A 13235-nucleotide genomic window follows, 5' to 3' on the forward strand; every position below is an offset into this window, starting at 1 on the left:
AAGGGATTCTTTGTATGTTTTTATTATAGCTCCCAACATCTTTTCTATCCATCTGAAAGAAAAAGGTTAGTTGGGTTTTGCTTGAGTGCTGATAAGCATGCAACCGCCATTGCAGGTATGAAGTTTGCTTTATGTTGGTCCGGCACAAATGGTCTACGGAGTGTAGTCAATTGTTCATTATTAAGAGTTTTTATAAATATTACATTATTTTTTATGGATATATGATGTCCGCAGGTTTTGTCCATAAGAATATACTTCTGTTGTTAGAAGAGAGTGCCTCTTCGTGAATAAAATCAAAGTTGAACAGTTGGTACTGTTTTTCGTCATCTTCATCGTGGCGATTGACTGCTATGCAAGTGTTCCTGCAAAGATTCAGAATGGTGGTACTATTGTTACTGTTCCAGGAGTAGGATTGGCTCCCCCTGCTGCGATGAATGGTTTTAATCCCTTCCTCACATCTTCTGCCTATGATTCCGAGGCAGAGGGCTTGATGTACCAGTCTCTGTTTTGGGTGAATCGTGATTTCAAGATCAACTTCAAGTTGAGCGTTGCCAAAAAGGTTGTAGTGGGTCCGAAGCACCGAAGCTTTACCGTATATCTGCACAGGCATTGGAAATGGTCTGATGGTGTAACGGTTACTACAGCGGATATATCATATACTTATAAAATGTTAATGAAACTTGGTCCATTGTATCCAGGATGGGACAGTGGTGGTTTTCCAAATGATATTAAATCTTTTAAGGTGTTGGGTCCTTTTTCCTTTAGAGTGATTACCAAGCAATCGGTTAATCCCCGTTGGTTTGAATTGTCGGGATTGTCCTATTTCAATCCTTATCCAGCACATAGCTGGGAGCATTATTCGGTTAAGCAGATGAACGATAATATGACCAATCCACAATTTTACTCTGTTGTGGATGGTCCTTTTCGTTTGCAAAGTTTTCATCCTGGGAGATATGCCAGTTTTGTTCCTAACAAAGCCTATAGTGGACCTGACAAGGCACATATTAGTCGTTTGATTTTCCAGTTTCTGAACTCTAATGCCAGTGTATTTTTTGCATTGAAAAGTAATGCAGTACAATTGGGTAATTTGCCGGCCTCATTGTATCCAGCGCGTAAACAGTTAACGAATGACCATTTAACGATTGTTGGTCCGATATGGGGATTTAACTATCTGGGATTCAACCTTTTGAACCCAAAAATTGCATTTACTAATAATCTATTGGTTCGTCAGGCTATGATGCATGCCGTTAATCAAGATTTGATGATTGATGTGATGAATTACGGTTATGGTTCGCGTGCTTATGGTCTGATACCCGGTAATCCACCCATTTATTTGTCTCCTGAAGCTAAGTCCCTGCTCAAACACGGCGCCTACAACCCGGAACTGGCTGACAAGCTGTTAGACGAAGCAGGCTGGCATCGTGGTCCTGATGGTATACGTGAAAAAAATGGTCAAAAAATGGCTTTCACCATGTATATGCCGCCCTCCATGGTTCGAGGACCTACATTATTGGCAACCATGTTTGCTAAAGTGGGCATTCAGGTACGACTCAGAGAGATGCCATTTAATGAAGTTTATGCACAAATGATTGATCCTCATAGTAAGAAATGGCAAGCTGTCTATCTGGCTTGGTCACAAACCGGCTTTCCCACGGGTGGGTCTATTTTCAAATGTGGCGGGGTTCAGAACAGTTATCATTATTGTAACCATGAAATGGATTCACTTATGGCTAAAATTCGGGTGACTCCAGGATTGAGTGCCCTCTACAAGTTTCAAAACTATTTTACCGAGCAACAGCCGGTTATTGTCCTTCCTAACATGAAAATTTTTGTAATGGCTGCTAAAAACATTCATGGCGTTAGTCGCGCCATAACGCCTTCTGGTGGTTTTAATCCTCAATATCTATGGGTGAGTCATGCTAAATAATGGTTTTTTGCTCATCCTGATCAAGTCCAGGAGTAACTTCTGATGCTGCGACGCATGATTTTCAATCGCTTGCGGACCTCTGCATTGTCCCTCATTCTGCTGGTGACGATCGTATTTTTTCTGATTCACGCGACTCCCGGGGGGCCGGCATACAGTATTCTCGGGATGCATGCGACTCCTGAAGCGGTGGCGGCCTTGAATAAGGAAATGGGTCTCGATCATCCCCTCTGGCAGCAGTATGCCATCTGGTGGGAGCACCTTTTCGAGGGGAATTTGGGGTATTCATTCACCCAGCATGCGCCTGTGGCCTCCCTGATGGGATCCTATCTTGCCAATTCCATCATTCTTTATGTGCTGGCGACGGTGATTGCGATTTTCTTTTCCGTCTTGATTGGCATGTTTCAGGGCTATTGGGCAGAACGCACGCCGGGTGTGCTGATAGGCGCCGGTCAGATCATTGTCTATTCCATTCCTACGTTTTTTATTGGCGTCATGCTGATTCTGTTTTTCGCTATTTATGTGAGTTGGTTCCCACCTGGTGGTATTGGCGGCGATCAGAGTGCCGGGGGAGCGCTCAACATTGGCAGTTATTTTCACCATATGGTCCTGCCTGCCATCACGATTGCCTTGCCGTTGACGGCTGGATTATCCCGTTATTTCGGGCATCAGGCCCGGAGTGAATATCGCTTGGACTATGTGCGCACGGCACGGGCCAGGGGCGTGCCGCCTCTGCGCATCGCTGTGAATCATGTGCTCCGCAATGCCATCCGACCTCTGGTTACGGTGATCGGCATGATGATTCCCGGCATTTTTGTCGGTGGGATTTTGACGGAGAGTGTGTTCAATTACCCCGGTCTGGGCTGGCTGTTATGGCGTTCGGCGCTGGAACAGGATTATCCCACCCTATCCGCCATCGTGCTGCTCATCGGCGTGCTGACGATTCTCGGCAATCTGGCAGCAGATCTTACCAACAGTATTCTCGATGTACGGGTGCGTTATGAGTAGTAGTCCAACTGATATGAATGTGAATAACAGCCTGGTCGCACGTCCCATACCGGGCATGTTTACGCGAATTTGGACGGACTCCTTGCGTCATTGGGTGGGGCAGTACAGTCATCCCATGACCTGGACCGGTCTGGGCTTGTTTGTTTTTTTGCTCTTGTTTTCCTGGGTGGGTCCGTTACTTTACCCGGTGAGCCCGTTGGCCATTCATGCCAATCACTTATTGTTGGCCCCTTCCTGGCAATATCCCTTTGGCACCGATAATCTGGGGAGGAACATGCTCGCCCGGATGATGGACGGAGGCAAAGCGACGCTCGAAGTCGGTTTGCTGGGTGCTGTGATTGCCATGTTTTTGGGAATTTTGTATGGCATGATCGCTGCCATGAGTCCACGCTGGCTGGATAAGGTATTGATGCGTCTGCTGGATGCACTACTGGCCCTGCCGGGCATCGTCTTGATGATTTTTTTCGCGGCGATTATTCCGCTCAACACCTTGAGCCTCATTTTGGTCCTGGGTTGTTTGTCCTGGCCGGGGCTGGCCCGCATTGTGCGCAATGAGGCGCTGGCCTATAAAGAAAGAGACTATGTGCTGGCCGCCCGGCAGTTCGGGGCGAGTACCTTGTATATCGCCCGCGTGCATCTGCTGCGCTCCATGTTGCCGATTCTGATTGTGAATGGCACCTTTATGGTCGCGGATCTGATCTTGGCACTTTCCGGATTGTCCTTTCTAGGGCTGGGGATACAGCCCCCCCACGCATCCTGGGGTGGCTTGCTCAATGATGGACTGCAACTGGTGATTATTGGCCCCTGGTGGCTCATTGTCTTTCCTGGGGTGGCTATTTTCCTGGCGATTGTGGCCATGAATGTGCTGGGTCAAGGACTGCTGGCACGATTGGAGGGCCGTTAACATGACAGACAAAGCGCTCCATCGTTCCCATATCCCGTTGCGGGAAACGGACATGCGCAGTGACCGAATAGTGCATCATCACGAAGAGCGATCCTATTCAAGCGCAACGACAGGCTTGCAGGTGCGAAATCTGAGCGTGACGTTCGGGCGCGGGCGTAAAGCTTTTCAGGTGATTGAAGACCTCAGTTTTGATATAGCTGCGGGTGAAACCCTGGGGTTAGTGGGGGAGTCAGGCTCAGGCAAATCCATGACGGCTGCGGCACTGATGGGTTTGTTACCGTGGGGTGGGCGTGTAAGTAGTGGTTCCGTCCGCTTGGGGGAGACAGAAATGACCCGCTTATCCAACGCTGCCTTGCGGACAGCCCGTGGTCGAGAAATCGGGATGATTTTTCAGAATCCTTTATCTTCACTCAACCCGAGCCTCACGATTGTCCAGCAGATTGCCGAACCTTATCGCTTGTATTGTGGTGCGTCGGTATCGGCTGCGCGAGATCACGCGCTGAAATTACTCAAAGAAGTCGGTGTTCCTGATGCCGAAAAACGACTGGATGATTATCCTCATCAGTTTTCCGGGGGAATGCGGCAACGCGTGATGATTGCCATGGCCCTGGCCTGTAATCCGCGTTTGCTCATTGCCGATGAACCGACCACCGCTCTGGACGTAATCAATCAGGCCCAGATTTTGCGGTTGATCCAGCGCATACAGAAAGAGCAGGGAATGGCCGTCATTTTTATCACCCATGATCTTTCACTGGTGGCGGAGTATGCGCAGAAGGTGATGGTGCTTTATGCAGGGAAAACGGTTGAACAGGGTTCGGCGGAGGAATTTTTTCAGGCGCCCCGCCATCCTTACAGTCAGGCCCTATTGAATGCCATTCCCCGGCTCATAAGTGCGGGGAAGCGACTCACGGATATTGATGGACTACCGCCCCGACCCCAGGAGTTTCCCCGAGGTTGTCGATTTGCGGAGCGCTGTTCGGCCATGACCCCCGAATGTTTGACGGCGTATCCAGAACGAACGGGCACAGATGCCCACCATTTTTTCTGTATTCATCCGGTGGGAGGTGCAGCATGAGCCACTGGCTGGAAGTCAAAAATCTGGATGTGCGCTTTCAGCTGGGAGAGGGTGGTCTACTTCGACAGAGCCAGGGCACCATTCATGCTTTAAGTGATATCCACTTTGGTTTGGAGCAGGGACAAACTATCGGACTGATTGGGGAATCGGGATCCGGGAAGAGTACACTGGGGCGGGCGATTCTGCACTTGGTGCGTCCCAGTGCCGGAGAGGTGTGCCTCAATGGTACAAACTTGACCACACTCAGTGAAAAAAAGATGCGGCCTTACCGTCAGCAGATGCAGATGGTTTTTCAGGATCCCTTTGATTCCATGAATGCGCGCATGACGGTAGGGCAGATCATCATGGAACCCTTGTTGCTGCAACGGCTGGGCAACAGCAGTACCCGGCGGCAGAAGGCCGAAGCGCTCCTGGAAAGGATGGGTTTGGACCGACGGGCGATGAATCGCTATCCAGGGCAATATTCGGGTGGGCAGCGCCAGCGTATTGCCATCGCCCGGGCGTTGAGCACGGAACCACAGCTGCTGGTCTTGGATGAGCCGACCTCCGGGCTGGATGTTTCGATGCAGGCCCGTATTTTGAATCTTTTACAAGATTTGCAGAAAGAAATGGGGCTCAGTTATGTGTTTATCAGCCACGATCTGGGGGCCGTGTCCTACCTGGCACAAAGCATTATCGTCCTGTACCTGGGGCGCATCGTCGAAGTGGCCCCGACAGCTACCCTCATTGCCAATCCGGCACATCCCTATACCGCTTCTTTAATGGATGCCTTACCGCCAATGGTGCGGCAAAATACGGCCACCCATCTGCCCATGCCCGTGGGTGAGCCGCCTTCACCCGTCAATCCACCATCAGGTTGTGCCTTTCATACCCGCTGTCCCAAGGCCGAGGCCCGCTGCAGTAGTGAGAGACCATCGCTTCAATCCTTGAGCACGGGCCATCAGGTCGCCTGCCATTTTCCTTTGCTGGTAAGGCAGTAAAATATGGAGTGCGTTCATGTCAGATCATAGCTTTTCGCCGGCAGAAAGTTTACGAGCGAGTGCATATCGCGCTGCGGACTTGCTGAGGTCATGTGCTTATTGGTCGGTTTTGGTAGAAGATCGCTCGCAATTGAGCGTCTCACTCCGGCGGGGTGTCGCTACTGCCCCTCAGCGTGAAACACGAAAAGCTGCGCTGATAACCTTGGGTTCAAAAGATAATGTGAGTTATGCATCAACCACCGATCTTACCGACGAGGGTTTGCATAGAGCTATCATCAGTGCAAAAAAGCGTGCTGAGCAGCTCGCAAACTATCGTCTCATGGATACGGCAAATTGGCCTCAACCCCATAGCAAAGGGCAATGGCAATCCCCACGGGGAGAACATATGTCTTTGCAAGAGCGCTTCGATTATATGCAATGGCTGGATGATGCGCTGATGATTGATGAACGGATAAAAGATCGTCATATTGTCATGGCAAGCATGGAAAAACGGCGTTTTTTTCTTCACTGTGCTGGTGCAGAACAGGATCAAGAAACGCATTTGTGTTTGCCTTTTATGGAGGTCACCGCTAGTGACGGTCACGAAGTTCAGTCACGCAGTTATAGTCCATATGTGCAGGGTGCGCTTCATCATGAAAACTTGAAGGCATTGGCCTTCACTCCAGAAACGGCTGCCTTACTCTCTGGTGAAGCATTGGAGCTGTTAGCTGCACCAGATTGTCCAACCGGGGTTATGGATATTCTCCTATCGCCGGCACAAATGACCTTGCAAATTCACGAGAGTATCGGACATCCCTTAGAGCTTGACCGGATTCTTGGTGACGAAAGAAATTATGCCGGTTGGAGTTTTGTAAAACTCTCCGATTTTGGCACACTTCAATATGGTAGTCCCTTACTGAATGTTTTGTTTGATCCGGATGAAAAATCTGAGCTTGCCGGATATGCCTATGATGATGAGGGGACTCCGGCATTATCCACTTACCTGGTCAAAGAAGGCATTTTGCAACGTCCATTGGGTGGAGCACGCTCTTCTGCTAGAGTCGACATGGACGCAGTTGCCTGTGCCCGCGTCTGTGACCCTCTGCGGCAACCCATCGATCGCATGGCCAATATTAATTTAGAGCCGGGCCAGAGTAGTTTTCAGGATATGCTGTCCCAGATCGAAAAGGGAATCTGGATGGATGTCAATAGGTCTTGGTCCATCGATCAGCGTCGCGATAAGTTTCAATTTGGTTGTGAATGGGGACGTCTTATTGAAAATGGAGTTGTCGGCCGCTGGGTTAAAAATCCCAACTATCGAGGGCGCACTTTGAATTTTTGGAATTCCTTGGCGGCTGTGGGAGACCGCAGCACCTATCGTGTTTCAGGAACGCCTTATTGTGGGAAAGGTGAGCCTAATCAGGTCATCACTGTGGGCCATGCCTCACCAATTTGCTTGTTTCGTAATATTGAGACATTTGGTGGTGAAGTATGATTGCTCAGTTGAATACCTATATTCAATCATTGCCGGCCTGGCTATGTGAGGTTGTAAACGGTAACGAGCTTCTTTATGCTAAGGTTTATGGAGAAGAAACCCAATATGCGCGTTTGACGCAGTCGCGAGTGAATCAAAGTGGTGGTATATTCCAGCAGCAAATAACCTTGTATCTTTCAAATGGTCAGTCTTTGGTCAGTATAACCATTGAAGGGGAATTGCCTTCGTTGGCACAAATGAAGGGATTAGTTCAGTCATTACGGGAAGATTTAAAGTTTACACCCCAGGATCCATGGCTGAACTTAAACCAAAATCCAGAGAAAAAAGAAACTGGAAATGCGCAAGTACCCCAGTACTTCGAGTCACTGGTGAGCAGTCTCTGTGAATCCGCAGCGAGTGATGATCTAGTTGGTTTGGTTTTGAGCGGTCCACAGGTAATGGCGGTCTGCAGTAGTTTAGGCCATTGCCTAGTCCATCGAGGCGGTGGTGTAAGTATTGATCTAAGTTTTTTTGATGCGGATTATAACGCTATAAAACGAGTCCGCAGAAATCCCAGCTTGAGCGATATTCCCTCTATGATGAGCGGGATGGCACAGGAGTTGAAAGTATTACAGCGTCCAACCATATCTCCTAAGCCTGATATTTATCGAGCCTGGTTATCTGCAGAAGCTTTAGGAGAATTGCTTGGTATCATCAGTTGGAATGGTTTTTCAGTAGATTCGGTACGTAGTGGGAGTAGTCCACTCAATAAACTTTACAGAGCCGATAAGCAGCTCTCAGCGCAAGTTTTTTTGTATGAGAATCGAGAAGCAGGAGATGTCCCATTATTCACTGATGAAGGTTTTTTGCTGCCATCTCAAGTACCCTTGATTCAACGCGGCAAAGCCACTATGTCTTTGAGTGGACCACGCTCGGCCAAGGAGTTTGATGTACCCATTAACAGTGATGACGGGGCTCCGTCGGCGCTCTTCCTGCAGGGGGGGGATTTGCCTGACAATGAAGTGCTCCAAAAAATTGGGACAGGACTTTATATTGGGCGCCTGTGGTATACGAATATTTCTGATCCGGGAAGTTGTCGTCTCACCGCCATGACACGATATGATTGTTTTTGGGTGGAAGATGGGGTTTTGGTCGGACCTCTTGCACCAGTGCGGATGGACTCCAGTCTTTTTGATTTGCTTGGCACAAACCTCGAAGCACTTGGAAAGGATGTTTATCAGATCCCTGAAACTCAAAGTTATGGGCGCCGCTCTTGGGGAGCCTCAAGTTTTCCTGGTGTTTTGACCGCTTTGAAAATTACTTTGTAGGTTACCAAATTATATGATACGAATTTATCGGATAGTTTCAACGGTTATTGGTTTTGTTTTGTGTGGTTATAGCTTGAGTAGTATGGCATTATCTGATACTAATTCAATGACAACAGTGACATCTGTGGGATTATCTCCACCCATGAATGTAAATTCGCTATTACCTGTGGTCAATAATGACTCCAGCGCCAATATTCAAATAATAACCTTGATGTTTAGGCCGTTATTGTGGATAGGTACCAATCTTAAAATCAACTGGAATCAGTCAATGGCTAGTAGTATTGCTGTGTCAGCAGATGGAAAGCAATATATTATTCATATAAAGCCGTGGCGCTGGTCAAATGGTAGGCCAGTAACCGCTAAAGATGCGCTAGCCTGTCTCAAAATGATCGAGGAATATGGATCCAGATATCCTAATGCAGGTATGGGTGGAATGCCGGAACTGATTAAGACGGCTGCAGTTATAAATAAAGACACTCTGCAAATAACTTTGAAGAGGTCGGTGAATCCCACGTGGTTTGAACTCAATGGATTATCGCAATTATTTCCTGTGCCATCTTGGCGGTGGAACCGGTATGATATTAATGAACTCTATAAATTGCAGGATAATCCCAGCCTAGTCTCTGTAGTGGATGGTCCCTACAAGCTTGAACACTTTACCCAGGGGCGAGGAATCAGTTTTGTGCGTAACGCCTCATACTCTGGAAAACCCGCAACATTGAAATATTTACGCTTTAAAATGTATACCTCAGATGCTAGTGCATTCTGGGCTCTCAAGACCGGAGTTCTTCAAGCCGGTATGATCCCGCACTATTTGTTTGATGCGCGCTGGATGGTCAAGAACTTGCAAACATGTATCAGCAATGGAGGATATGGTTTTAATTATGTGACCTTAAATCTCGCTAATCCGAAAGTAGCATTTTTTCGTGAGGTAAAAGTTCGTCAGGCTCTAGCCCTCGCGGTTAATCAAAAGCAAATCATTCAAACGGCTTTCCACGGTTTAGGTGTGCCTAGCTTTAATCCGGTCCCAACTAGTCCGGACACCTATCTTTCCCCAGAAATGAAAAAACTTGTAGCAAATCCAGCGCTTGCATACAATCCTCGTGCGGCCAATAAATTGCTTGCGGATGCAGGCTGGAAGTTGGGACCCAAGGGTATACGTATTCATGACGGGCAACGACTTCAATTCACTATGATGGTTCCCGATACCAGCCAGACGCTTATTGCCGTAGCTGAATTATTAAAAGCAGACTGGCAGGCTATTGGTGTGGATATGCGCTTACGTGTATTACCTTTCAATCTGGAACTTGCCAGATTGCAGCCTAATGGAAACTGGGATGCGTCTATGATTGTCTGGTCGTATAATCCTGATTTTTATCCTAGTGGAGATGGGTTGTTCAATACTGGTGGCGGCAGTAATTATGGACGGTATAGTAATCCGAAGATGGATAGGTTAATTCATGAAAGCACTCAAAACGAAAATATCAGCTATTTGTATAAGTATGAAGATTATGCCTACCAGCAGCAACCAGTAATTTTTTTGCCCTATCCAGAATATGTTGTAAAATATTCTCAAAAACTGAAGTATAAGCAGTTGATGGAAGGGGTTTATTCTGTTGATTGTAAGCCTACTTTGTTGTATTAATTTTTTAAAATCTAATGGTAATCTTATGGATAAAGAAATTCAGATTCATTCTGTGGAATTTTTAGATGAACGACCATTGCTTGAGCGCATCCGAATACAGGTTTTTGTTGACGAGCAAGGTGTGCCAGAATACTTGGAAATGGATGATAGGGATGAATTCTGTTTACATTTTTTGGCGTTTTGCGATGGATTAGCTGTTGGTACTGCACGACTGGATCTGGGTTTGAATGGTAAAGTGGGGCGATTGGCAGTTTTACAACCATATCGGGGGCGTGGAGTAGGGAAGAGTTTGATGGCTTTTTTACACCAAAGTGCATGGGATCTGGGGTTAACGGAAGTTTGGTGCCATGCTCAACTTTCTGCCAGGGATTTTTATACTCAGATGGGATATACTGGTGAAGGTGAGGTTTTTAAAGAAGCTGAAATTGACCATATTACTATGCGTTATATCAAGCATTAAGGCTTAAATTATTTTTTTATGTTTCAAAATGGGTAGGTTTAATGTATAAAATTTTCGAGAACATGATCGATATATTTCGAGATCATACAACACATGAAATTTTCGATCATACGGCTCGTTCTTCAGTTTGGACCTTTTATTGGAATTATATATCTCAGGTAAAGGGCTCAATGATTTTGCTTTTTTTTGCAGGATTTATTACTGCCATTGTTGATCTTTCAATTCCTATTTTTATTGGTAAGATAACTGGTTATGTTGCACATGCAAAAACTGATGTTTTATCTGCGAATGAACTGCGTAGCATACTCATCATGGCATTAGTGATAATAGTGTTGCGTCCTTTTATTCATTTCTTACATGATTTGGTTACAAATCAGGCTATCGCTGCTAATTTTACTAATTTAATTCGTTGGCAGAATCATCGTGGTCTTGTGCGTCAGGGATGGAGTTTTTTTCAGAATGATTTTGCTGGGCGCATCGCCAATAGAGTTATGCAAACAGGGCCTTCTTTAAGAGAGAGCACCGTGGCCACGCTGACTGCTGTCTGGTACCTGCTAACATACGGTATCAGCTCAATAATCATTCTTGCGCAGCAAAGTTGGGCACTATCCACTCCAGTTTTTTTGTGGTTTTTTCTTTATGGCTTATTGATGTGGTTTTTTATTCCGCGTTTGACACAACGTTCAAATTTGCTATCTAAGGCGCGTTCAGGTCTTACCGGTTCCATCGTGGATAGTTATACGAACATTCATACGGTTAAACTTTTTGCAAAATCAGAAGATGAAGATCAGTTTGTTCGCGATGCCCTTATCAAACACACCTCTGCATTTCGGGCATCATTACGAATGGTTACCACCTGGATGACGTCTTTAACTATGTTAAATGCCCTGCTTCTTAGTGGAACTACAGGTGTTGGTCTTTGGTTATGGCATGATGGAATGATTTCTGTCGGAATTTTGGTGACTGCTGTGCCTCTGGTCTGGCAAATAGCAAATATGTCGGGATGGGTAGCGAATAACCTCTCGGCAATTTTCGAGAATATTGGTACTGTGCAGGATGGTATGCGCTCCGTTGATCGTCCGCGCTTGATGGGCGACAGCGAAATGGCAAAACCTTTTGTATTCAAAGCTGGTAAAATAGACTTTGACAATGTTTCATTTAGTTACCATCAACAGGATGGAACTGTTGATGAGATAAAACATATTGATAATGTGTCAATACATATTGCTCCAGGCGAAAGAGTCGCTATTGTAGGGCCATCGGGATCAGGTAAATCTACTTTGGTAAGCTTGTTGTTACGCTTCTTTGACGTAAATCATGGACGTATTCTAATTGATGACCAAGATGTCAGGGATTTAGAACAGGAAAGCTTTCGTCAATATATTGGGGTGGTCTCACAGGATACCTCTTTATTACATCGATCGATTTTCGATAATGTCAGATATGGACGGCAAAGTGCAAGTCGGCAGGATGTTGAGGAAGCCTTGCGAAAGGCCCGCGCCGATGCATTTGTTATGGATTTAGTGGATTCGTTCGGCCGAACTGGTCTAGATGCTCAAGTTGGTGAGCGCGGTATCAAACTCTCAGGAGGGCAAAGACAACGTATTGCTATTGCTCGAGTTTTTCTGAAGAATGCACCAATATTAGTTCTCGATGAGGCGACATCAGCTTTGGACTCTGTTACCGAGCAGGAAATTCAAAGTGAGCTGGATGCGCTTATGACCGGGCGAACGGTGATTTCAATTGCGCATCGCATTTCTACCATCGCGCACTTTGATCGTATTATTGTTATGGCTAATGGGCAGATCATGGAAATGGGTAATCATCAGCAGCTGTTGCAGGCTAACGGGCATTATGCTGAGCTATGGGCGCGACAAAGTAAGCCGATGAATCGATGATATGTCCGAATATACTGAACAGGATAGACCATTTATTATTCGGCTGATTGACGAAAACAGTTGGTCGGATTATGCTCCTGATATTAAACGAGTATTTAATTTCGAGATATCTCAAAGTTCTTATATTTATCGGGATGAAATATTTGATGATCAGGAAATTCATCAGTGGTTTTTATCTCGATTGCAAGAAAAAGGTTTGCTTCTGGCTTGTGTGCATGCGCATAGTGAAAAATTTTTAGGTTTTGCTTCTTATGGGCGTTTTCGTAATTTTGCAGGAAGTTTAGATACTGTCGAACACTCAGTTTATGTCGATTCTGTAGCGCGCAGAAAAGGGGTGGGTAGTTTTTTGCTCAATGAGATAATTTCTGCCGCACAGGTCGCCGGAAAGAAGTCCATGGTTGGTGTTATTGATGCCGATAATTTAACAAGTCTTCATCTCCATGATAAAGCTGGGTTTATCCGAGTTGGGTGCATGAAAAGTCTGGGCCTTAAATGGGGGGGTTATCGGGATGCATGGTTTGTTCAGAGGATGCTCTCCTGATTCGCAATTTTACATCACG

The 13235-nt window shown here is 46.4% G+C and carries 11 protein-coding genes; all 11 read left to right on the forward strand.

The window, feature by feature from the left end; translation table 11 throughout:
- The first annotated feature begins 283 nt into the window (after positions 1 to 283).
- The 11 genes from AC2VLR_RS06445 to AC2VLR_RS06495 all read left to right on the forward strand — a co-directional run bounded on the left by AC2VLR_RS06445 (position 284) and on the right by AC2VLR_RS06495 (position 13216).
- The gene (locus AC2VLR_RS06445) at positions 284 to 1927 is read left to right on the forward strand and encodes a peptide ABC transporter substrate-binding protein (RefSeq protein WP_486881381.1); all 1644 of its coding nucleotides are present in this window, start codon (positions 284 to 286) and stop codon (positions 1925 to 1927) included.
- Between the two features lie 42 nt (positions 1928 to 1969).
- Positions 1970 to 2932 carry an ABC transporter permease gene (locus tag AC2VLR_RS06450; RefSeq protein ID WP_215843623.1) on the forward strand — a complete coding sequence of 321 codons (963 nt, stop codon included), beginning with the start codon at positions 1970 to 1972 and terminating at the stop codon, positions 2930 to 2932.
- On the forward strand, positions 2925 to 3836 hold the full coding sequence (locus AC2VLR_RS06455) for an ABC transporter permease (RefSeq protein ID WP_486881382.1): 912 nt from the start codon (positions 2925 to 2927) through the stop codon (positions 3834 to 3836). Before AC2VLR_RS06450 ends, AC2VLR_RS06455 begins: the two co-directional genes overlap by 8 nt.
- 1 nt (position 3837) lies before the next feature.
- Positions 3838 to 4911, forward strand: a complete 1074-nt coding sequence (locus tag AC2VLR_RS06460) for an ABC transporter ATP-binding protein (protein WP_486881383.1) — start codon at positions 3838 to 3840, stop codon at positions 4909 to 4911.
- On the forward strand, positions 4908 to 5891 hold the full coding sequence (locus AC2VLR_RS06465) for an ABC transporter ATP-binding protein (protein ID WP_486881384.1): 984 nt from the start codon (positions 4908 to 4910) through the stop codon (positions 5889 to 5891). The genes AC2VLR_RS06460 and AC2VLR_RS06465 overlap by 4 nt, the downstream gene beginning before the upstream one ends.
- Before the next feature lie 16 nt (positions 5892 to 5907).
- A complete protein-coding gene (locus AC2VLR_RS06470; RefSeq protein ID WP_486881385.1) occupies positions 5908 to 7365 on the forward strand; it encodes a TldD/PmbA family protein in 1458 nt (485 codons plus the stop codon).
- On the forward strand, positions 7362 to 8672 hold the full coding sequence (locus AC2VLR_RS06475; protein WP_486881386.1) for a metallopeptidase TldD-related protein: 1311 nt from the start codon (positions 7362 to 7364) through the stop codon (positions 8670 to 8672). Before AC2VLR_RS06470 ends, AC2VLR_RS06475 begins: the two co-directional genes overlap by 4 nt.
- An 82-nt stretch (positions 8673 to 8754) precedes the next feature.
- Positions 8755 to 10317 (forward strand): peptide ABC transporter substrate-binding protein, encoded by a 1563-nt coding sequence (locus tag AC2VLR_RS06480; RefSeq protein WP_486881387.1) that lies wholly within the window; start codon positions 8755 to 8757, stop codon positions 10315 to 10317.
- A 25-nt stretch (positions 10318 to 10342) separates the two neighbouring features.
- The gene (locus tag AC2VLR_RS06485; protein ID WP_486881388.1) at positions 10343 to 10777 is read left to right on the forward strand and encodes a GNAT family N-acetyltransferase; all 435 of its coding nucleotides are present in this window, start codon (positions 10343 to 10345) and stop codon (positions 10775 to 10777) included.
- Between the two features lie 62 nt (positions 10778 to 10839).
- On the forward strand, positions 10840 to 12675 hold the full coding sequence (locus AC2VLR_RS06490; protein WP_486881389.1) for an ABC transporter ATP-binding protein: 1836 nt from the start codon (positions 10840 to 10842) through the stop codon (positions 12673 to 12675).
- A gap of 1 nt (position 12676) precedes the next feature.
- A complete protein-coding gene (locus tag AC2VLR_RS06495) occupies positions 12677 to 13216 on the forward strand; it encodes a GNAT family N-acetyltransferase (RefSeq protein ID WP_486881390.1) in 540 nt (179 codons plus the stop codon).
- Positions 13217 to 13235: the final 19 nt, after the last annotated feature.

This window comes from Acidithiobacillus sp. TH-A117 (assembly GCF_057473465.1).